The sequence below is a fragment of the Flavobacterium notoginsengisoli genome, assembly GCF_014207905.1.
GTDB classification, from domain to species: Bacteria; Bacteroidota; Bacteroidia; order Flavobacteriales; family Flavobacteriaceae; genus Flavobacterium; species Flavobacterium notoginsengisoli_A.
This window is the reverse complement of the sequence record NZ_JACHLB010000003.1, coordinates 189,970-213,180: the sequence shown is the minus strand read 5'-3', so window position 1 is coordinate 213,180 and position 23,211 is coordinate 189,970. Positions and strand designations below refer to the sequence as shown.

Sequence of the window (23,211 nt, the reverse complement as noted above, 5' to 3'; positions counted from 1 at the left end):
AAAACTAACCTCAGAGAAGATTTCGGAAATAATATAAAATCTAAACTCAAAAATCTAAAATAATAAACCATGTTAAAAATAGCCATTCTGGGACTTGGAGAAGGACGAAGCACAATGTCGGCTGCAATAGAAAGTTCAAAACTAGAACTCGTTAAAATATGCGACCGAAACGAAGAATTGTGCAAACAGCGCGCAAAAGAATTCGATTTTCATTCGTACACCACCAATTACGACGATTTGTTAAATGATGCCTCAATTGATATTATCGCGATTTATACGCCAGATCATTTGCATGCGCAACACGTAAAACAAGCTTTATTGAGCGGAAAACATGTCGTGTGTACAAAACCGTTTATCGATGATCTTTCAGATGCAAAAGAATTGTTAGAATTAAGCAAATCAACTGGAAAGAAAGTTTTTATCGGACAAAGTTCTCGTTTTTTCGAACCAGCAAAAAGACAAAGAGCCGATTATGAAGCAGGTTTAATTGGGGATTTGATTACGATTGAAGCACAATACCACGCCGATCACAGATGGTTTTTAAAGAAAGAATGGTCGCTTTTGCAATCGTTTAAATGGTTGTACGGAGGTTTGAGTCATCCTGTAGATTTTATCAGATGGTATTTGCCAAATATTCAAGAAGTAATGGGATATGGAATGATCAGCAGTAACGGACAATCGGCAGGATTGAAGAATGAAGACACGATGCATTTTATCTTCAAAGCAACCGATGGAAGAATTGCTCGTGTAAGCGGTGTGTATACATCACCAACTCAGCCTGCACAACGCGACAGCGGAATGAGTACCATTCTGCGTGCTACAGAAGGTGCAAGTCAGGCCGATTATCACGAATTGCGTTATGCACTTACTGATAAAACTGGAGAAGAAAAAGTAATTACTTGGGGCGATAGTACGATAAAATATTATTTCCGTTTTGAAGGACAAAGTCATCACGGCGGAGAATATCAAAATTATTTAGAATATTTTGTAGACAGTATTGAGCAAGGTTTTGAGGCATATCCAAACATGGAAGAAGGAATTGGAACTGTGGCTTTATTACAAGCAATGGACAAATCGCTGCAAACTGGAATGCCGGTTAAAATTGCCGATATTCTTAATGAATATGGACTATGAACAGTATCTACGATAAATTAACCACGCTCGATTTTGTCATTGTTGCAGGTTATTTAGTGGCTTTGTTAGTCATTGGATATGTGGTAAGCATAAAGCAGAGAAAGAAAAACGAAACGCTTTTTCTGGCCGGAAATTCTTTAAACTGGTACAGCATCGGGTTTAATATGTGGGGAACCAATGTTGGACCTTCGTCATTATTGGCTTTTGCAAGTATTGGTTACGCTACGGGAATTGTAGCGGGAAATTTCGAATGGTACGCTTTTGTGTTTTTACTGCTTTTGGCAATGGTTTTCGCACCAAGATATATTGCCAGTAAAGTAAGTACAATGCCAGAATATATGGGAAAACGCTACGGCGATAGTACGCAGAACATTCTCGCTTGGTATGCTTTAGTAAAAATATTAGTAAGCTGGTTGTCTTTAGGATTATTCAGTGGAGGTGTTTTAGTACGTCAGATTTTAGGAATTCCGATGTGGCAGAGTGTTACCGTTTTAGTGATTTTCTCTGGAATTTTCACTTTTGCAGGAGGATTGAAAGCAATTGCTAAAGTGAATGTTTTTCAGATGATTCTGCTGATTGTAGTTTCATTAACCCTGTCATATTTAGGATTGCAAAAAGTGGGTGGAATTGAAGCTTTAGCAGCAAAAACGCCATCCAACTTTTGGAATTTAGTTCGCCCTTCTGATGATGCGAGTTATCCGTGGCCGGCTATTTTGTTAGGATATCCTGTTGCAGCAGTGGCTTTTTTCTGTACAGATCAATCGATGGTGCAGAGTGTTTTAGGAGCGAAAAACTTAGAACAAGGACAGCTCGGCGTGAATTTTATTGGATGGTTGAAGGTAATGGCGCTTCCGTTATTTATTTTACCTGGAATTTTGTGTTATGCCTTATATCCAGAACTAGGAAGTAACTCAGACTTAGCTTATATGACCATGGTTACGAATCTTTTCCCAAGCGGAATGAACGGTTTGGTAATCTGTGTGATGATTGCCGTTTTGGTAGGAACTATTGGTTCTTCGCTAAATGCTTTGAGTACCGTTTTTACGAATGATATTTATGTGAAGAAAATCAACCCGACTGCAACGATTCAGGATCAAATCAAAATTGGTCGTTTAACAATTGCTGCTGGATGTGTATTTGCAATTCTTATTGCCGTTGCGATTGACAATATCAAAGGGCAAAATTTATTCAACATCTTTCAGGCGGTTTTAGGTTTTTTGGCGCCTTCGTTATCTGTTGTTTTTCTTTTGAGTGTTTTCTGGAAACGCACTACCAAAAAAGCCGTAAATGCAACACTATCTTGGGGTTCTGCTTTTAGTTTATTTGTTGGGGTTTTATATCTATGGATTTTTCCTGCTGACAAATACCCAGTTTGGCCTCACTTTTTATTGATTTCGTTTTACATTTTTGCCGTTTTAATGATTAGTGCGGTTATCATTTCTTTAACTGATAGAAATCCAGAAGTTAATGTTTCAGACGAAACGGATATTCCTAAAACTAGTAAAAAGGTGAAGCTTTTGTTTGGTTTGCTGGGATTGGTGATTTTGGTTTTGTATTTAATCTTTAATTTCAATTGATCATAATTAAAAAACACAAAACTTTTAGATGTTGGTTACAGACAGATAAATGAAATTTTACAATAGTAAAAGCGCTTCCATGATAGGAAGCGTTTTTTTTGATAGAATGCAGATGAATTTTTTAGTAAATATAAAGTGGTATTAAAAATAATAAAAAGATTACTTTATTGTGTTGTTTTGTAGTTTTTGTACTACATTTGTATCGTTTTTAAACGATGTATAACGATAAAAATGTAATTATGTATAAAAGTAATTTTTTAAGTATTTTAGTATTTCTTCTAGCAGGATTTAATTCTATTACCTCTCAAAATCAGATTTATGTTACCAAGGTAAAAAATGCAGATAATAGTATAGAGTTTAAATATACTAAGGTAGTGCCAGGTAACTATTTTATAGAGTTTAATATAGAAAATGTTTCAAATGTTAATGATATTGCCTCAATCAAAAAAACATATGACATAAACCTGATTGGAGATACAGGAAAACTTTTTAAACTGTATCCTGCTGATAAAGATAAACCAATTAATTGTTCTTATAGCTATAGTGTTACTAGAGGACTTATAAAACCCCAAGTAGATTATACTGTTACCTATTTGCTTCCATTCAAAGAGAATAAAACCGTAACGATATATGAGTCTAATAGATTTAATGTAAGTTCAGATATATGGAAAAACTATGTGGTCTATTCTAAAACAAAAGATACAATTTGTGCCATGAGAAAGGGTATTGTTACTGATATAAGAAGAAATGCTATTGATAATGATGGAAAAACAGTTTTTAAAACTGAAATTATTGTTGATCATGCAGATGGAACTAATGCATCTTATATTGGTCTTGATGAAAAGCTACTAGCTGTAAAAGTAAATGACTCGATTTTTCCGGGCACACTTTTAGGGCTAATGGATGATATACTTGACTCTACACAGAATCGTAATTTTAAATTTAATATCTATTATTTTTCTAATGAAGAAATAGACGGAATAGAAGGAGGAAAAAATCTAAAAATAATTGAGAAATCTGTTATGCCAGTTTTTTATACCTCAGAAGGATATCAAAATTTAGTAACTGATCAAAATTATACAGTAAAATATGCAGATGAGATTTTATTGAAAGAAATGACTCCAGACGAAAAAACTAGGTATAAGTCTTAGATTAAAAGATTAATTAAAATAAAAAATGCTCCATAATTATGGAGCATTTTTGTTTTATAAGTTTTAAAGTTTACGCATCGTTTTTTCTCCCTTCAATATTCGGTAAAAATCCTGTAATAACGCCAATCAAAGGCAGAAATGCACAAATCTTAAATACATATTCTATACTCGTAGCATCGGCGATTTTTCCTAAAACAGCAGAACCCAATCCGCCCATTCCGAAAGCAAATCCGAAGAAAAGACCTGCGACAAGTCCTACTTTTCCTGGCATTAATTCCGTTGCATAAACTAAAATTGCAGAGAAAGCCGAAGAAAGAATCAATCCGATAATTACAGATAAAGTTCCAACCCAGAAAAGAGAAACATAAGGAAGCATTAAAGTAAACGGAGCAACACCTAAAATAGAAACCCAGATTACATATTTACGTCCGAAACGATCTCCAATTGGACCTCCAATTAAAGTTCCAGCAGCAACAGCTCCAGAAAACAAGAATAAATAAACTTGTGACTGCTGAATCGAGATGTGGAATTTATCAATCAAAAAGAAAGTGTAATAACTCGTAATACTGCTCATGTAGAAGTATTTAGAGAAAATCAAAACCAATAAAATTACAAGAGAAGCAATTACACGATTTTTAGATAAATGATGCGTTTCAATTTTATGAGCCGATTTATTCGCATTTCTTTCAGATAGATGTTCGGTGTACCAAATCGCAATTTTATACAAAGCAAAAACGCCGACCAAAGCAATAATACAGAACCAAGCCACATAACTTTGTCCGTGCGGAATTACAATAAACGCTGCTAACAAAGGACCAATTGCACTTCCGGCATTTCCGCCCAATTGAAAGATGGATTGCGCCAAACCTCTTTTTCCGCCCGAAGCCAAATGCGCCACACGAGAAGATTCAGGATGAAAAATAGAAGATCCGATTCCGATTAAACTTACTGATAATAATAAGTAAATAAAGTTAGAAGCAATCGAAACCATAAAAAGTCCGACCATTGTAAAACACATTCCAATAATTAGCGAATACGGTTTAGAATTTTTGTCGGTATACATTCCCACAAAAGGCTGAAGAATAGAAGCGACGATTTGGTAGGTAAAAGTAATGATTCCGATTTGAGAGAAACTTAGGTTAAAGTTTTCTTTTAACAACGGATAAATTGACGGCACTACAGCCTGTAAAAGGTCATTGACTAAATGAGAAAAACTGATAATAAAAAGTATCGAATACGTAGTTTTTTTAACTATGTCAGGATTTGCTTTAATAGTGTTCATGGGTTATTTTTTGATTCTTAATTTAGGTTTAAAAACAACAGCTGTATTATTTTTTACAAAATTGAAACAAATAACAATGTCAAAATTGCTATATTTGGACAATGAATAACCAGATTCGGACATATAGGATGGCGCAGGAGCATGGATACAGAGAAGATCCATCGATTCCTGTTATTGGTTATACCGAAATGGTAACCAACGAAATGTGTATTTCGCACTCGCACCCAAGAGGACAGTTGATCTACGCAACACGAGGCGTAATGAACGTTGTCGTGGGAAATCATATTTGGGTTGTGAATCCGTTGCAGGGTTTATGGCTTCCGGGCGGAGTAGAGCATCAGGTTACTTTTCAGAAAGATGTGAACTATTATAGTGTTTTTATCGATTCGTCTGCAATGGCGGGATTACCAGAGAAAAGTTTTTCATTTGATATTCCGATGTTTTTAAAGCAATTGGTTTTTAAAATCATTTCTTTTGGAGTAGATGGAAATTTAACGCCTCCACAACACAGAGTCATATCGGTTTTTCTGGACGAATTGGCTTTAATAGAACCAAGTGCGACTTTCCTGCCAACAACCAATCACGAAAGATTGCAAAAAGTAGTCGAATTGATAATGGACGATATTGCCAGCAAAAACACGATCGATTATTACGCCGAACTTTCATTTATGAGCAGTAGAACTTTATCGCGTTTATTCATTAAAGAACTCGGAATGAATTTCAGCGACTGGCGAACTCGTTTAAAATTATTAGAAGCCATAAAACGTTTGGGCGAAAAACAATCCATAAAAGAAATCGCTTTTAATTTAGGCTACGAAAACACCAGCGCCTTTATTTATATGTTTAAAAAGCATTTAGGAAAAACACCTTCTAATTATATTTTGGAAGATGAAAATGAAAACGATAAGTTATCGGCTTAATTTCATGTGCCTAAAATTAGAACGCAGATAAAACGGATTTACTTCGTAAAGACGCGGATTTGCGCGGATTTTTTCTTTTAGTTTATCCAAAATAACGCAATTTTTGTCATTTCGACGAAGGAGAAATCTTCGCAAGTAACTCTGCAACGAAAGTCCAATCTTTGTAGAGCTTCTCGTGGAGATTTCTCCTTCGTCGAAATGACAATAAACAGAAAAAAAAGAAATCCGTTTTTCATCCGCGTCTTCGCGATAGCGAATCCGTATTATCCGCGTCCCATAAAAATTGTAACATCATTTTTTTTAGTACTAAAAAAGTTATAACTCATAATTTTTCCCTTAAAAAATTATCAAATAGTATTGTTTTTTATAAAATAACAGGATAGTGCAGGGTGTGAAATGTGATAATAACACTTATCTTTATTCCCAAAATAAACTTACTATGCTAAACCGCTTTCCAATTTTCAAGATTTTACTTCTTTTTGTTGCCCTTTTTTCTTGTTCGCTTTCATTTGCGCAGGAAAAAACAAAAGAAGCGACATGGATCTGGTATCCAGGGGATTTTGAAGTTTGGTTAAGCAATAAAATGCAGGTAAGACGTACAGAACGTGAAGCGGTATTTCCTCCGCTTTGGCAATATTACAGTCCGTATGCTTTGGTTACTTTTCAAACAGAAGTAGATATTCCACAGCCAGACGAGGTAAAAATTTACTCAGAAGGGCCTTTTCAATTACTTTTAGACGGCGTTCAAATTTACGGACAGCCAAAATCAATTGCAGTTCCTGCCGGAAAACACAAAATTTCTTTTAAAGTGTATAATCAGGAAGTTTTGCCGGCTATTTATATAAATGGAAAATACGTTAAATCTGATGCTTCATGGAAAGTAACCAACGAAGACAAACTCTGGATTGACGAAACTGGAAAAGCGCAACAATCTGGGACGCCATGGGTTCCAGTTGGTTCCTGGAATTTTAATTCGCCAGAAAGTAAACCTTCCGGATTCAAATTAACAACAAAACCTTTAAGCGCTAAAAAAACAGAAAAAATTGGAGCGGGTCAGTTGATAGATTTTGGAAAAGAAACTTTTGGTTACATTAAAATTCACGGTTTAAAAGGAAAAGGAAAATTAGCTCTTTACTATGGAGAATCTCGTGAAGAAGCTTTGGATTCTGCCAAATGCGAAACTTTAGACCATTTATCTTTTGACGGAAAACAATCTGAAACTTATACGCATGACGGTTCAAAAGCATTCCGTTATGTTCAAGTCCAAGCAGATGCAGGAGTAAAATACGATTCTATTTCGATGCTTTATGAATATCTGCCATTAGATTATCGTGGAGCATTCAAATCATCAGACGAACAATTAAATAAGATTTGGGATGTGTCGGCTTATACGATGCATTTGACTTCTCGTGAATTTTTTATCGATGGAATCAAACGCGACCGCTGGGTTTGGTCTGGTGATGCTTATCAAAGCTATTTAATGAATTATTATCTATTCTTTGATTCGGCTTCTGTAGAAAGAACACTTTTAGCACTTCGTGGAAAAGATCCTGTAACGGCTCACGTAAACATTATAATGGATTATTCGCTGTATTGGTTTGTTGGAGTTTACGATTATTACTTGCACACAGGAGATACAAAATTTATCAAAACTTTTTATCCAAGAATGAAATCTCTTATGGATTTCTGTTTAGAAAGAAGAAACAAAAACGGATTCCTTGAACCATTAGAAGGCGACTGGGTTTTCATTGACTGGGCAGACGGATTGCCAAAAACAGGCGAAGTCAGTTTTGAGCAAATGCTTTTAGCGAGAAGTTTAGAAGCGATGGCAGTAAGTGCTGAAATTGCTGGTAAAACCGAAGATCAAAAACAATATCAAAAATTAGGAACTGATTTAAAAACCAAATTATTTGATGTTTTTTGGGATAAAAAAGAAAACGTGATGAAACACCAGCGTATCGATGGAAAAATTCAAAACATCGTAACCAGATACGCAAATATGTTTGGTATTTTCTTCAATTATTTTAATGAAGAACAAAAGCAAAGCGTAAAAAATAAAGTGTTGTTGAATAAAGATGTTCTTCAAATTACAACACCATACATGCGTTTTTACGAGTTGGAAGCTTTGTGTGCGATGGGCGAGCAAAACTATGTTCTAAAAGAAATGAAAGATTATTGGGGCGGAATGTTGAATGAAGGCGCAACATCTTTCTGGGAAGAATACAACCCGAACAAAAAAGGAAAAGAGCATTTAACCATGTACGGTCGTCCTTACGGAAAAAGCCTTTGCCACGCTTGGGGAGCAAGTCCGATTTATTTATTAGGAAAATATTATTTGGGTGTAAAACCAACTGCTCCAGGATATTCAGAATACGAAATCAAACCAAGTTTGGGCGGTTTAAAATGGATGGAAGGAAAAGTACCAACACCAAACGGAGAAGTTGCTGTGTATTGCAGTACCAAAGAAATCAAAGTAAAATCAGGCGAAGGACAGGGAAAATTGATTTTTGAAAGTGCAACAAGACCAAAAACAAATTCTGGAACAATTACGGAATTAGCCAAAAATAAATATCAATTGATTGTAAAACCGAATGTGGAGTATAAAGTGAGTTATAAGGCTTTGTGAGTTGTTAGTGATTAGTAATTAGTAATTAGCCAATAGTTTATAACGTCTAGTTTGTTATTCCGATGAAGGAGGAATCACACTCGTAACCACAAAGATTATCACGTACAGTTTGTCATTTCGACGTAAGGAGAAATCTTCGCAAGTAGCTCCTCACAGAATGTCGCCAATGTTTGTAGAGTTTCTCACGAAGATTTCTCGTTCCTCGAAATGACAAGATTGGGGAAATGCATTAAAAGAATAAAAGCCAAAAAATAAAAAACCAATGTCTTCAAAAAAGAAAAAATACAACATCAAATTAAAAACCGCTTTCCTAATGCTATTGGCTGTCTGCATTCAATCCACAGCACAAACAACAGCATGGAAATCAGCCTCATTTGAAATTGTAAAATCAAAATACAAAACGTTCAAAACCACACAATACGCGCATGTATTTTCAGGAAGCAAACACAATATTTTCCGTTTAGCTCCAGAATTGCAAGGGTTAACAGGTATTGAACTTCCTTTAGAAGCCTATAAAAATGGGACTAATTCTCCGTTACAATTAAAATTTAAAGAACCAGTAACGGTTTTGATTGGCGTTTTTCAAGAAAATAATTCAGAATATCTTCAAGCTGATAAACTTCAAAATGCCAAATTAATTTTAGAAAACGGAATAACTATAACAGGATTGCCTCCAGCAAATATTTATGCGGTTTCTTTCTCAAAAGGAACTCAAATATTAAATTTTGGAAAAGGATTATTCGCCATTTTAGGAGTGGTAAATGCATCTGAAAAACTAGAACCAAGAAATGCCAATCTTCCAGACGGGAAACTTTGGAATCCAACCTTTATCGTAGAAGGTTTTTCAGATGAAAAACCGCTTTTCGAAATTATCGGCGGAGAAAACAAACCTGTTATTGATGAAGGAATGTCTGGAACAGAAGGAATTCAGGGAGGTTTTGAAGGTGGACGTGTGGTAAAAGTTGGCGATACCTATCATATGTTTCCAACCGAAAGAGCAGGGGAAAAAGGTGTTGATTACTATTATGATCGTGTAAAAACTAAAATCGGACATTGGACGAGTAAAGATGCCATTCATTGGAAAAGAGAATCTACAATCTACCAAGCAAGCGGTGTTTACGCTGTTACAGAAGATGATAATCCAATGAATGATCGTCGCGCAGCGATTTGGTCTTACATGCCGATTTTCAATGAAAAAGCAAACAAATGGTATGGCTATTATTTGGCGTATACGGTTAGTAAAGAAATAGAACCAAATCATTCCTTTGGAAGAATTTGGCGTTGCGAATCGACTGTTGACGGAATCAATGGAATCGGTGGTCCTTATAAAGATATGGGAATTATCATGGAACCCGGATTAGATTCTCAGCCTTGGGAGGGACGTCAAGGTGTTGCTTCGTTTTTTCCATATCAAGTTGGAGATAAATATTTCGGATTTTACAGTGGTGCGTATCCGTTCAATTCATGGGCAGATTATCCGAAGAAATCGGGAAAAGGCTGGTTTGTGGCTTTAGCCGAATCAAAAAGTTTAGAAGGCCCTTGGTTGAGAATGAATAAAGGTTTGGAACCAATTAAAACGATGCATCCGCTATTTGTTGAAAATCCAATCGTAAGTCAATTACCAAACGGCCTGTACATCGCGATTTTCGACGGAGGTCCAGACGGCTGGGGACATCATTTACCAAACATGATTGCGTATTCATTATCAGCAGACGGCGTTAATTGGGCAGAAGCACATTATTTACCAATAGAAACCAAAGTAGATAAATGGTGGGATATTATGAGAACTCCGCTTTGCTTAATTCCAGAAGGAAATGACGTTTACACAATAGTATACAATGCAATTGACTTGAAAAGAAGATTTCATCCAACAGGAATGGTAAAAGTAAAACTGAACAGAGATGTAATGGATTCTAAATTAAAAGAATTGAAGAAATAGAAGAGAGTGGGGGAAGAAGAAAGATGCAAGAAGCAAGATGCAAGAAGCAAGATTTTAGAATATAGAGAATAGAATATAGAGAATAGAAACTTTGCGACTCTGTGACTTTGCGAGATTAAATTGTTCGCAAACAAAACAAAAAAACTTAGAGCCTTAGCGCCTTCGTGGCAAACTAAACATAACCAAAATGAAAATTAAATATCTAATCGTAGCCATTTCAGCACTTGCCATAACCAGCTGTGCAACCAAATACAAGAAAAGAGAAATTACCGATAGCGTAATGCAGGAGATTTACGAAGAAATCAAAACGCCTTACAAATACGGTTTGGTGATGGTTCCTACCGACAACTCATACAAAATGGATTGTCCGAGCGTCTTTAGAAAAGACGGGAAATGGTATATGACGTATTTAATTTACGACGGAAGAGGTTATGAAACTTGGTTGGCAGAAAGCGACAATCTTTTAGATTGGAAACATTTAGGAAAAGTAATGTCATTCTCAGAAAACGAAAAACATTGGGACGTTAACCAAAAAGCTGGATATATTTCGTTGCAGGATCTGACTTGGGGCGGAAGCTACGGATGGGAAAAATTCGATGACAAATACTGGATGAGTTATTTTGGCGGAGACAGCAAAGGTTACGAAGCAGGCGTTTTATCAATCGGAATGGCGTATACCAAAGAATCGCCAACAAAACCACACGAGTTTCAAAGGTTAGAAAATCCGGTTTTGACGCCAAAAGATAAAGACGCCAAATGGTGGGACAATAGCACGATGTACAAAAACAGTGTGATTCGCGATAAAGATAAATTGACTGGACACAATTTTATCATGTATTACAATGCTCGTGGCGATAGTTTAAATCCTGCAAAAGGTGCAGAACGTATCGCGATGGCGGTATCAAACGATATGAAAACATGGAAACGTTATGGCGATAAACCATTAATCAATCATCATAAAGGTATTTCGGGAGATGCTTATATTCAGCGTATTAATGATACTTGGGTGATGTTCTATTTCGGAGCTTTCTGGACGGGTTGGAATCAAGGTGCCTTTAACCGTTTTGCTGTTTCGAATGATTTAGTAAACTGGACGGACTGGAAAGGCGATGACTTAGTTAAATCATCAGAACCATATGATGATTTGTTTGCTCATAAATCTTTTGTAGTAAAACATGACGGCGTTGTGTATCATTTTTACTGTGCTGTTAACAAAGCAGAACAAAGAGGAATTGCAATCGCAACTTCTAAAGATTTAGGAAAAAGCAAATTGAATTTTGTGGCTCCGCCGGAGAAAAAGAAGAAACAATAATTGAGTTAAGTGTGAGATGTTAAATGTGAAAAGTAAAACGTCTTCACGGTGATACTCCGCTAGGAGTATTTGGTTGGTAGCAGATTAACCCAAAGTGAATTTGTCCCATAGGGACAATTGAAACAAATAATAATGAAACAAAATATAAAACCAATGTTTACGTCAAAAACAAAATACAAAACAACATTTTTCAATCTTCGATTTGCGACGTATACATTTTTCATTTTACTTCTAACATCTTACACAACCCACGCCCAATCCGTAACAGGAGAACCAGCGGGAGTTCCAGAATTGCATAAAAAATACGAATTTGCTCCGTGGGAAGATCCAACAATTACAAGCATCAACAGACAGCCATCAAGAGCAACTTCTTATTCATATACTTCTGTTGAAGACGCATTAAAAGGCGACAGAACCAAAAGCCGAATGCAAATGTTGACAGGCGATTGGGATTTCAAATATGCTGTAAATTTAAAAGAAGCTTCAAAAGACTTTTATCAAAACAAAGTATCAGGTTGGGATAAAATCGAAGTGCCTTCAAATTGGGAAATGAAAGGATATGATAATCCGATTTACAAAAGTGCCGTTTATCCGTTTAGACCGATAAATCCGCCTTATATTCCTAAAGATTATAACGGAGTTGGTTCTTACCAGCGTAGTTTTACCATTCCAGAAAACTGGAAAGATATGACTGTTACGCTTCATTTTGGAGCTGTAAGTTCAGGTTTTGAAGTATGGCTAAACGGAGAATTTTTAGGCTATGGCGAAGACAGTTTTCTGCCATCAGAATTTGATATTACACCTTATTTAAAAGCAGGCGAAAATGTAGTTTCAGTTCGCGTAATTCGTTGGACAGATGGTTCTTATTTAGAAGATCAGGATCATTGGCGTATGAGCGGAATCCAACGTGAAGTTTTCATTATGGCCGAGCCGAAATTGCGTATTCAGGATTTCTTTGTTCAAACGAAATTAGACAAAGAATACAAAGATGCTATTTTCAAATTGCGTCCAAAAGTGGAGAATCTGACTGGAGCAAAAATCAAAGATTATACGATGAATGTTCAATTGTACGACGCCAATAATACGGCAATGTTCAAAGAACCGCTTCAAAGACCTGTAATCGATTTAATCAACGAAAGTTATCCACGTCTGGATAATGTACGTTTCGGATTCTTTCAGGAAACCATCAAAAATCCAAAAAAATGGAGTTCAGAAGAGCCGAATTTATATACCATGGTTATTTCCATAAAAGATAAAAACGGCAACGTTACCGAAGCGAAAAGTTGTAAAGTAGGTTTCCGTTCGATTGAATTTTCGAAAGAGAATGGAAAAATGCTCATCAATGGAAAAGAAACTTATGTTTATGGCGTAAACCGTCACGATCATCATCCGACAAGAGGAAAAGCCGTTACAAGAGAAGATATCAAACAAGATATTACTACAATTAAAAAGTTTAATTTCAATTTTATACGTACAAGCCATTATCCGAATGATCCTTATTTCTACGAATTATGCGATCAGTACGGAATTATGGTTATGGATGAAGCCAATCAGGAAACTCACGGAATTGGTGGTAAATTAAGCAACGATCCGCTTTGGACAAATGCTTATATGGAAAGAATGATTCGTATGGTCGAAAGAGATAAAAACCATCCATCGGTCGTGATGTGGAGTTTAGGAAATGAGGGCGGAAAAGGGCCAAACCATTCAGCAATGTCGGGTTGGGTTCACGATTTCGATATTACACGTCCAGTGCATTACGAACCAGCACAAGGAAATGCTAAATTAGATGGATATATTGATCCGCTTGATCCGAGATATCCAAAAACAATTGATCATGCTTACAGATTCGAAAATCCGCAAGATGATTCGTATGTCGATATGGTCAGCCGTTTTTATCCGGGCGTTTTCACACCAAAATTTTTAGTGGATCAAAAGAAAGATACACGTCCGATTATTTTCGTTGAATATTCTCATGCAATGGGGAATTCAGTTGGAAATTTAAAAGAATTATGGGATGAATTTCGTTCGCTTCCAAGAGTTATCGGAGGTTGTATTTGGGAATTCAAAGATCAGGGAATCGTAAAATTCGATTCAAGATCAGGTCAGAATTATTTTGCGCACGGAGGAGATTTCGGCGAAAAATATCATGATGGAAATTTCAATACAAAAGGAATTGTTGATTCTTACGGAAAACCAAAAGGCTCGATTTTTGAAAATAAATGGGTGTATCAGCCAGCAATTTCAACTTTAAACGGGAATCAATTAGAAATAAAAAATCGTCAGGCCGTTAAATCATTAGAAGGATATATTCCAGTTTTAAAGGTATTGGAAAACGGAAATGTGATTAAAACTCAGATTTTAAAACCATTTAAAGTTGAAGCGGGACAATCGACAACTTTAGACGTGAGTCAATATCTTCCAAAAATGAAAGCCGATGCTGAATATATTTTAAATATAGAATTCCAGCTTTCAAAAGATGAGCTTTGGGCTTCAAAAGGTTACGCTGTCGCGGAAGATCAGTTTGTGTTGAAAAAGAAAGAAGCTGTTTCACCTGAATCGAAGAAAGAAAATGTCAACGTTTCTGAATCAGATTCTGATTTTAGAATCAAAGGAAAAGCGTTTGATGTTACAATTAATAAAACAAATGGAGCTTTAAGTTCTTATGTTTTTAATGGAGAAGAGCAGGTTTTTGCGCCTTTGCTTCCTAACTTCGTAAGACCGCTTACAGACAACGATAAACGTGGTTGGAAGTCTCAAAAATTATTAAAACAATGGTATAAAGCAAAACCAAAATTGGTAAATATTGCCATTGATAAATCAGCTTCAGTAATTAAAATCACAAGTAATTATGAAGTGATAAAAGACAGTGCAAGTGTAAATGTCGTTTACAATATTTTACCAAACGGATTAATAAAAGTAGATTACAGCTTAAAAGCATCAGACAAACTGCCAAACATTCCAAAAATCGGAATGCAGATGGGCGTTAAAAGAAGTTTCGACCAGATTTCATGGTATGGAAAAGGCGAATTAGAAAATTACAGTGACAGAAGTTTTGGTTCGTTTGTTGGGAAATATTCGCTTCCAATAAATGATTTTATCGAACATTACCCAAAACCACAGGAAAACGGAAACCGATGCGATGTAAGATGGATGGCATTAAGCACTCCACAGAAAAACAGCGGATTTTTAGTAGTAAATGATACTAAAGTTTTAAGTATGAGCGCATGGCCTTATACACAAGAAAACCTAAGCGCATCAGGACATACGTACGATTTGAAAGATCCAGGGTTTTTGACCGTAAACATCGATTTAATCCAAATGGGAGTGGGAGGAAATGACAGTTGGACAATTGTTGCACAGCCTTTAGAACAATATCAGATTAAATCGGGCAATTATGAATACAGTTTTTATTTGACGCCTTTCAGCGGATCGAAGAATGAATTGGAAAGTAGTTTGAAGAAGTTTAAGTATTAATTGATAATTGATAATTGATAATTGATAATTGATAATTGATAATTGATAATTGATAATTTTAAAATTAAGAACTAAAGATTAAAGATAAAGTTTGTCATTTCGACGAAAGGAGAAATCTTCACGAGTAGCTCCGTAACGAGAATCTAATTTTTGTAGAGTTTCTTTCGAAGATTTCTCCTTTCGTCGAAATGACAAACAAAACGGTTAAAAACAATTAAAATGTTTCAAAAAAAACACCTCTTTTTAATGTTACTTCTTGTGGGATTTCTTTCCGCGCAGGAAGTCCATAAAAAAGAAACTACTTTTCAGCCAACATTAGAATCCTCACGACCTTGGGTGTATTGGTATTGGATGAAATCAGCATATTCTAAAGTCGGAATTACAGCCGATTTAGAAGCGATGAAACAAGCTGGAATTGCGGGGGCATATTTAATGACGATCAAAGGACCAGTCAATCCGCCATTAATAGATCCGCCAGTTTTGCAGTTAAGTCCGGAGTTTTGGGATATGATTCATTGGGCTTTTAAAGAAGCAGATCGTTTAGGTTTGAAATTGGCTTTTCACGGTGCAGACGGATTCGCCGTTGCAGGTGGACCATGGATTACGCCAGAAATGTCAATGCAAAAAGTAGTTTGGTCAACGACGGAACTTTTAGGCGGTAAAAAAATGACTTCAAAACTGCCAGTTCCAGCACATTACAAAGACTATTATAAAGATATTGCCACTTTTGCGATTCCGATAAAAGAATACCAAATCACTTCACAGACGCAATTGCCAAAAGTAACGACATCCAACAATACCGATGCCTCGTTTTTGGCAGATCCTAAAAAAGAAGAAAATTTTAAATTTGCCGATGCAGGATGGATTCAGTATGAATTTGCACAGCCTTTTACCTGCAAATCCATTGTAATTGAAACCAAAGGAAGAGATTTTCAAGCACAACGTCTGATTGTAGAAGTAAGTGATGACGGAATCAATTTTAGATTCCACGAAAGAATGATTGCACCACGTCACGGCTGGCAAGACATGGATTTCCCAAATACACACACCATTACACCCGTAACTGCAAAATATTTCAGATTTGTTTACGATCCAAAAGGAACAGAACCCGGAGCAGAAGATTTAGATTTTGCGAAGTGGAAACAGAATCTGAAAGTGAGTAAAATTACGCTTTCAAACCAATCTCTGATTAATAATTACGAAGGGAAATCAGGCGCAATCTGGCGTTTGACTCCACAAACCACAGCTAAAGAAATTCCAAATTCAGATGCATTCCAAAAATCGGAAATAGTTAATATCTCCAATTTTGTTGATACTGACGGAAACCTAAACTGGAAAGCACCAAAAGGAAAATGGAAAATCATCCGAATGGGTCATACTTCTACAGGACATGAAAATGCAACTGGAGGAGCAGGAAAAGGATTAGAAGTGGATAAATTTAATCCTGAATTAATCCGTTTTCAGTTAGATCATTGGTTTGGAGAAGCTGTTCGTTCTGCTGGGCCAGAATTGGCTTCAAAAGTTTTAGAAATCCTTCATTTTGACAGTTGGGAATGCGGAAGCCAAAACTGGTCTTCGGTTTTTCAGGCTGAATTTAAAAAGAGACGTGGTTATGATCTTATAGAATATTTGCCTGTAATGGCTGGAATTCCAGTAGAAAGTGCCGATTTCTCAGAGAAAGTTTTATACGATGTCCGAAAAACCATTGCCGATTTAGTGGCTGATAATTTCTACGGAACTGTAGCACAAATCGCCAAAGAAAACAACATAAAATTAAGTGCAGAAAATGTAGCACCAGTTGTAACGAGCGACGCCTTACTTCATTATAAATATGTTGATTATCCAAGTGGTGAATTTTGGCTGAAAAGCCCAACACACGACAAACCTTTTGACATGGTAGATGCCATTTCGGGCGGACATATTTACGGAAAAGATATTATTCAGGCAGAATCTTTTACGGCTCTGCGAATGGATTGGGACGAACATCCCGGAAATCTAAAAACAACAGCAGACCGAAATTATGCTTTAGGAATTAATCGTTTATTTTATCACGTTTTTGTACACAATCCGTGGACGGATAGAAAACCGGGAATGACTTTAGACGATATCGGGACTTTTTTCCAAAGAGACCAAACTTGGTGGAAACCAGGAAGAGCATGGTTTGATTATTGCCAAAGAGTACAGTTTCAATTGCAAAAAGGAAAACCTGTGATTGATCTGGCGGTTTTTATCGGAGAAGATTTCCCTTCACGTTCTTTTGTTCCAGATCGATTAGTTCCTTTTATTCCGAATGTGTTTGGAAAAGAAAGACTAGAAAGCGAGAAAATCCGTTTAGAAAATGAAGGTCAGCCAACGGCAAAGATGCCAAAAGAGGTGACCTATTCTAAAAATATTACCGATTTATCGCAATGGATTAATCCGTTAAATGGATATCAATATGATTCTTTCAATGCCGATGTTTTGATCAATCGTGCGAAAGTGGTAAACGGAAAAATTTCTTTTGATGGCGGAATCGAATACGGCGCTTTATTCTTTCCGGGAAGTCATAAAATGGCACCGAATAAAATACTTTCTTTGGCTTCCGCCGAAAAAATTCTGCAGTTGCTAAAAGACGGAGCAACGATTTTTGTAGATGAAAAACCAAACCTTCAACCGGGAATCCATTCAGAAAGCGATCAAAAGAAGTGGCAGAATGTAATTGATGAAATTTGGAATAATGCCAATTCATCAACACGGAAAATTGGAAAAGGAACGGTTGTCAAATTACCGTATTTAGGAAACGATTTTGCTTCAATCGGAATTACTCAGGATATTTATTTTCCTAGTTTAAATAGAGCTGAAGCCGAAACATTAGCTTGGGCGCATCGTAAATCGGATACGGAAGATATTTATTTCATTTCCAATCAGAAAACAGAAAAACGTTCTTTTGAGGCTTCTTTCAGAATCTCTGGAAAAGTTCCGCAATGGTATAATGCTGTAACGGATATAACTTCAGCTTTAGCCAATTGGAAAATTGAAAACGGAAGAACAATTGTTTCGATAACTTTAGATGCTAACGAATCTGGTTTTGTGATTTTTAAAGATCAAACGAAAGAAGTTTTAGCAAAAGGAAAATCAGCTGAATTTGAGAAAGTTCAAACTTTAGACGAAAAATGGGAATTACAATTTGATCCCGCTTTTAAAGGCCCGAAAGAAATTGTTAAAACAAATAAGCTTTTTGATTGGAGCTCTTCTGAAAATGATCAGATTAAGTATTATTCAGGAACTGTAATCTACAGAAAAGATTTTGTTTGGAAAGGAAAAAGCACAGATAAAATTTGGATGGATTTGGGCGAAATTGGCAATATCGGAGAAGTGATCATTAATGATATTCACTGCGGAACACTTTGGACATTTCCTTATAAAGCCGATATTTCGAAAGTGCTCAAAAGAGGTAAAAATGAGATTGTAATTAAAATCACAAATACCTGGAGAAACAGATTAATTGGCGATCAAAAATTGTCAAAAGAACAAAGATTAACTTGGACAACAGCGCCATTCCGTTTAGAAGGAGAGCCGTTGTTGAAAGCGGGATTGTTAGGGCCGGTTACAATTTTACAGGAGAAATAAATGTTAGCCACTCCCGATAGCTATCGGGATAAAAGGATTAAAAAGATTTCTTTTGGAAAAAAGAAGAAAATAAATCAATTGCCTCCAACTTTAGTTGGAGGTTAAGAAAGAAGACACAACAAGGCTTTAGCCAAATAATTAGTTTGGCTAAAGCCCATTGAAAATAAACATTTGATGATCCTCCAGTTAAAACTGGAGGCAATTGAAAAAGAAAATAACTATAAATTAAAGGGTTTCAAATTGAGAAAAATTCGTGAATTCGTGGCGAAAAAAAATCCTTCTAATCCCTTTAATCTGTGGCAAAAAATAAATCAAAATGAAAAAATCAATTATTGCATTATTAACGATTTTAGCGAGTTTTCAAATCAATGCCAAAATCAAACTGCCAGCATTGTTTACGGACAATATGATGTTGCAGCAAAAGTCAAATGCGCCAATTTGGGGTTGGGCAGAAAAAAATGCCAATATCGTAATCAAAACTTCATGGGATTCTAAAACCTACAAAACAAAAGCAGATGCTTCTGGAAAATGGAGAACTGAATTGCAGACTTCCAATTTTGGCGGACCATACACGATCGAAGTTTCGGAAGGAAATGAAAAAGTAACGATCAAAAATGTTTTGTTGGGAGAAGTATGGTTTTGTTCCGGACAATCGAATATGGAGATGCCTTTAAAAGGATTTCAGGGACAGCCTGTTAAAAACGGAAACGAAATCATCGTAAGATCAACCAATAAAAATATTCGTTTAATTACGATTCCAAGAGCGACGGTTTTAGAACCTTTAGATGATTTTGAAGGAAAATGGGAAGAGGCTTCCCCAAAATCAACTTCAAATTTTAGTGCTACCGCTTGGTACTTTGGATCGCTTTTACAGGAAGTTTTAGATGTTCCTGTGGGATTGATTCATGTTTCGTACGGAGGTTCGAGCATGGAAGCCTGGATGAATCAGGAAATGCTGAAAGATTTTGCGAGTGCTAAAATTCCGACTACAAAAGAAGAATTGGCAAAAGATCCAAATCGTGTGCCGACTACTTTATTTAACGGAATGCTTTCGCCTGTAATTGGTTACGGAATCAAAGGCTGTATCTGGTATCAGGGAGAATCAAATTACGAAAGAGCTTCTGAATATACCGCTTTAATGAAGAAAATGGTCGGCAGTTGGAGAGCGTTATGGAAACTAGGAGATTTCCCGTTTTACTACGCGCAGATTGCACCGTTCAATTATGCTTCTTTTCATCCAAAAGATTATCAGGAAAAATACAATTCAGCTTATTTGAGAGAAGCGCAGTTTAAAGCTTCAAAAGAAATTCCGAATTCTGCAATGGCGGTTTTAATGGATGTTGGAGAAGAAAATAACATTCACCCAATGGACAAAGAAAAAGGCGGAAATCGTCTGGCTTTTCAAGCTTTGGCAAGAACTTATGGAATCGAAGGATTTGAATTTGAAAGTCCGAAATACAAATCGATGGAAATAAAAGATGGTGCAGTAACCGTTTCGTTTGATGATGTTGCTAACGGAATTACATCTTATGAAAAAGAAGTGACCGGTTTTGAAATTGCGGGAGAGGATAAAGTATTCTATCCAGCGAAAACAGTCGTAAGAAGAAAATCAGTAGTTCTGACTTCAGATAAAGTAAAGAAACCTGTTGCAATACGTTATTTATGGAAAGATTTCGCTAAAGCGGAATTGTTTAGTGCGGGTGGATTGCCGGTTTCTTCGTTTAGAACGGATGAGTGGTAATACGCACGCGCTCCTGCAAGGTTTTCAAAACCTTGTAGGTGTTGGATTGATTTGAAACTTAAAAATTTATACCTACAAGGTTTTGGAAAACTTGCAGGAGAGAAAACGATGAGAAATAATATACTAATACTACTTTTCTTCACCACGCTTTGCCTCAAAGCGCAAATCCCTACGCTTGATAATTACAACCAAGTATGGACAACGCAGAGTCAGAATTCATCAGAATCGATGCCTTTGGGAGGCGGAGATATTGGTATGAATGTTTGGGTTGAGAAAGGCGATTTGTATTTCTATTTTTCGCGAAGCGGAACTTTTGATGAGCATAATACTTTACTGAAATTAGGTCGTGTAAAAGTAACTTTAACGCCGAATCCGTTTGAAGGGAAAGATGGTTTTCATCAGGAATTGAAACTTAAAGACGGTTATGTTTTAGTTGGACAAAATGATACTAAAATTAAACTTTGGGTAGATGTTTTTAAACCGATTATTCATGTTGATTTAGAAAGTAAAAATGCGTTACAAATGACGGCTTCGTACGAAAGCTGGCGTTATCAGAACCGTTATCCGAAAGGAAAAGAAAACAATGCGAATTCATATAAATGGGCGCCTCAGGGAGAACTTATTATGTTTAAAGATTCGATTTCGTTTGAAAATAACGGAATCAAATTTTACCACAGAAACAGAGAAAAGACTGTTTTCGATGTAGCGGTAAAACAACAGAAAATGGAATCGGTTAAAGATCAAATGATGAACCCGATTGCGAATCTGACTTTTGGCGGATTTATGACCGGAAATAATCTAAAACCAAACGGAACGTATTTAGGAAAATATCAGTCAACCAATTTTAAAGGTTTTAATTTATCAAGCATAAAACCTTCCAAAAAACATTCACTAGAAATATATTTGAATACCAATCAATCTGATTTTTCGACTTGGAATAACATATTAAAAAGTTTGATTTCAGCTAATAAAAATAATTTCAAACTAGCAGAAAAAAACACTCAAAAATGGTGGAATACTTTCTGGAATCGCAGTTTTATTTTCACTCAAAAAAATCAATCGATTGAGAAAGATTCAGTCTATCAAATTGGACAAAATTATCAGTTGTTCAGGTATATGCTTGGATGTAATGCGTACGGAAAATATCCAACGAAATTCAACGGCGGACTATTTACAGTTGATCCAGTTTACACGAATAAAGATCTGGATTTTACACCTGATTTTAGAAACTGGGGCGGAGGAACCATGACGGCTCAAAACCAGCGATTGGTTTATTTTCCGATGGTAAAAAGCGGTGATTTTGATATGATGAAATCGCAATTGAGTTTTTATTTGGATTTGCAAAAAAATGCTGAATTGCGCAGTAAAGTTTACTGGAATCACAATGGTGTATCATTCACAGAACAATTAGAAAATTTTGGACTTCCAAATCCAGCTGAATACGAATGGAAACGTCCTGAAAATTACGATCCTGGAATGGAATACAATGCGTGGCTGGAATACGAATGGGATACTGTTTTAGAATTCTGCCAAATGATGTTGCAGCAAAAAGAATATGCAGGAGAAGACATTCAGAAATACAATCCATTTATCATTAGCTGTCTTCGTTTTTTTGATGAACATTATCAATATTTAGCCAAACAAAGAGGTAGAAAAGCGTTGGACGGAAACGGAAAATTAGTTTTATATCCGGGTTCTGGAGCAGAAACTTATAAAATGGCGAATAATTCCAATAGTACTATTTCGGCTTTACAAATTATTACAGCACAGCTTTTAAACCTTTCTTCGGAACAATTATCTAAAGAAGACCTGGAATATGTAAAAGGATTTCAAAACCGAATTCCGCCTTTAAATTTTGGACAAATCGAAAATCATAAAGTTTTGGTTCCTGCCAAATCTTGGGAAAGAGTCAATAATTCTGAAGTTCCACAATTATATCCTGTTTATCCGTGGGGAATTTACGGCATTGGGAAACCAGATTTAGAAACTGCTTTGAATACGTGGAAATTTGATTCAGATGCTTTAAAATTCAGAAGTCATGTTGGCTGGAAACAAGACAATATTTTTTCGGCTCGTTTGGGATTAACAGAGCAAGCAGCAAAATATAATACCATGAAAATGGCGAATTCAGAAAGACGTTTTCCAGCATTTTGGGGTCCGGGATTTGACTGGGTTCCTGATCATAATTGGGGCGGATCTGGAATGATTGGCATGCAGGAAATGCTTTTGCAGGAAACAGACGGTAAGATTTATCTTTTTCCGGCATGGCCAAAAGAATGGAATGTGCATTTTAAATTACATGCCAAACAAAATACTACGATTGAAGCCGAGCTTTTAAATGGAGAATTAAAAGTTTTAAAAGTAATTCCTGAAGAACGAAAAAAAGACATTATAAATCTGCTCGGAAAATCTGAAGCAGAGAAAACAAAATTAAACTAACTAT

Annotated in this window: 12 protein-coding genes; 11 read left to right on the top strand and 1 reads right to left on the bottom strand. The window is 36.0% G+C overall.

Annotated elements, in window-relative coordinates; translation table 11 throughout:
- The first annotated feature begins 69 nt into the window (after nucleotides 1-69).
- From HNP35_RS11360 to HNP35_RS11350, 3 genes are all read left to right on the top strand, one after another.
- Complete coding sequence (locus tag HNP35_RS11360; protein WP_184161695.1) at nucleotides 70-1,134, top strand: Gfo/Idh/MocA family protein; 1,065 nt, start codon at nucleotides 70-72, stop codon at nucleotides 1,132-1,134.
- Nucleotides 1,131-2,711 carry a sodium:solute symporter gene (locus tag HNP35_RS11355; protein WP_184161692.1) on the top strand — a complete coding sequence of 527 codons (1,581 nt, stop codon included), beginning with the start codon at nucleotides 1,131-1,133 and terminating at the stop codon, nucleotides 2,709-2,711. Before HNP35_RS11360 ends, HNP35_RS11355 begins: the two co-directional genes overlap by 4 nt.
- A gap of 215 nt (nucleotides 2,712-2,926) precedes the next feature.
- A complete protein-coding gene (locus HNP35_RS11350) occupies nucleotides 2,927-3,862 on the top strand; it encodes a hypothetical protein (RefSeq protein ID WP_184161689.1) in 936 nt (311 codons plus the stop codon).
- Between the two features lie 70 nt (nucleotides 3,863-3,932).
- On the opposite strand, the gene HNP35_RS11345 is transcribed toward HNP35_RS11350, so the two are convergent.
- Nucleotides 3,933-5,144: an MFS transporter gene (locus tag HNP35_RS11345; protein ID WP_184161686.1), complete on the bottom strand. Its 1,212-nt coding sequence runs from the start codon at nucleotides 5,142-5,144 to the stop codon at nucleotides 3,933-3,935.
- A gap of 101 nt (nucleotides 5,145-5,245) precedes the next feature.
- On the opposite strand from HNP35_RS11345, the gene HNP35_RS11340 reads away from it, so the two are divergent.
- The 8 genes from HNP35_RS11340 (at nucleotide 5,246) to HNP35_RS11305 (ending at nucleotide 23,207) form a co-directional block, all read left to right on the top strand.
- Nucleotides 5,246-6,064: an AraC family transcriptional regulator gene (locus HNP35_RS11340; RefSeq protein WP_246453478.1), complete on the top strand. Its 819-nt coding sequence runs from the start codon at nucleotides 5,246-5,248 to the stop codon at nucleotides 6,062-6,064.
- A gap of 439 nt (nucleotides 6,065-6,503) precedes the next feature.
- On the top strand, nucleotides 6,504-8,690 hold the full coding sequence (locus HNP35_RS11335; protein ID WP_184161681.1) for an alpha-rhamnosidase: 2,187 nt from the start codon (nucleotides 6,504-6,506) through the stop codon (nucleotides 8,688-8,690).
- A 262-nt stretch (nucleotides 8,691-8,952) separates the two neighbouring features.
- Entirely contained in the window at nucleotides 8,953-10,629 is a 1,677-nt protein-coding gene (locus tag HNP35_RS11330; RefSeq protein ID WP_184161678.1) for a hypothetical protein, read from the top strand.
- Between the two features lie 187 nt (nucleotides 10,630-10,816).
- A complete protein-coding gene (locus tag HNP35_RS11325; protein WP_184161675.1) occupies nucleotides 10,817-11,941 on the top strand; it encodes a glycosylase in 1,125 nt (374 codons plus the stop codon).
- Nucleotides 11,942-12,073: 132 nt separating this feature from the next.
- Nucleotides 12,074-15,418, top strand: coding sequence for a glycoside hydrolase family 2 TIM barrel-domain containing protein (locus tag HNP35_RS11320; RefSeq protein WP_246453476.1), 3,345 nt, complete (start codon nucleotides 12,074-12,076; stop codon nucleotides 15,416-15,418).
- Nucleotides 15,419-15,637: 219 nt separating this feature from the next.
- A complete protein-coding gene (locus HNP35_RS11315) occupies nucleotides 15,638-19,027 on the top strand; it encodes a glycosyl hydrolase (RefSeq protein ID WP_184161672.1) in 3,390 nt (1,129 codons plus the stop codon).
- A 316-nt stretch (nucleotides 19,028-19,343) separates the two neighbouring features.
- Entirely contained in the window at nucleotides 19,344-20,768 is a 1,425-nt protein-coding gene (locus HNP35_RS11310) for a sialate O-acetylesterase (RefSeq protein WP_184161669.1), read from the top strand.
- Between the two features lie 108 nt (nucleotides 20,769-20,876).
- The gene (locus tag HNP35_RS11305; RefSeq protein ID WP_184161667.1) at nucleotides 20,877-23,207 is read left to right on the top strand and encodes a DUF5703 domain-containing protein; all 2,331 of its coding nucleotides are present in this window, start codon (nucleotides 20,877-20,879) and stop codon (nucleotides 23,205-23,207) included.
- Nucleotides 23,208-23,211: the final 4 nt, after the last annotated feature.

Excerpts from the sequence above, each read along its gene's own strand:
- HNP35_RS11360 (WP_184161695.1), top strand. The coding sequence starts at position 70 with ATGTTAAAAATAGCCATTCTGGGACTTGGAGAAGGACGAAGCACAATG.
- HNP35_RS11355 (WP_184161692.1), top strand. The coding sequence starts at position 1,131 with ATGAACAGTATCTACGATAAATTAACCACGCTCGATTTTGTCATTGTT.
- HNP35_RS11350 (WP_184161689.1), top strand. The coding sequence starts at position 2,927 with ATGTATAACGATAAAAATGTAATTATGTATAAAAGTAATTTTTTAAGT.
- HNP35_RS11345 (WP_184161686.1), bottom strand. The coding sequence starts at position 5,144 with ATGAACACTATTAAAGCAAATCCTGACATAGTTAAAAAAACTACGTAT.
- HNP35_RS11340 (WP_246453478.1), top strand. The coding sequence starts at position 5,246 with ATGAATAACCAGATTCGGACATATAGGATGGCGCAGGAGCATGGATAC.
- HNP35_RS11335 (WP_184161681.1), top strand. The coding sequence starts at position 6,504 with ATGCTAAACCGCTTTCCAATTTTCAAGATTTTACTTCTTTTTGTTGCC.
- HNP35_RS11330 (WP_184161678.1), top strand. The coding sequence starts at position 8,953 with ATGTCTTCAAAAAAGAAAAAATACAACATCAAATTAAAAACCGCTTTC.
- HNP35_RS11325 (WP_184161675.1), top strand. The coding sequence starts at position 10,817 with ATGAAAATTAAATATCTAATCGTAGCCATTTCAGCACTTGCCATAACC.
- HNP35_RS11320 (WP_246453476.1), top strand. The coding sequence starts at position 12,074 with ATGAAACAAAATATAAAACCAATGTTTACGTCAAAAACAAAATACAAA.
- HNP35_RS11315 (WP_184161672.1), top strand. The coding sequence starts at position 15,638 with ATGTTTCAAAAAAAACACCTCTTTTTAATGTTACTTCTTGTGGGATTT.
- HNP35_RS11310 (WP_184161669.1), top strand. The coding sequence starts at position 19,344 with ATGAAAAAATCAATTATTGCATTATTAACGATTTTAGCGAGTTTTCAA.
- HNP35_RS11305 (WP_184161667.1), top strand. The coding sequence starts at position 20,877 with ATGAGAAATAATATACTAATACTACTTTTCTTCACCACGCTTTGCCTC.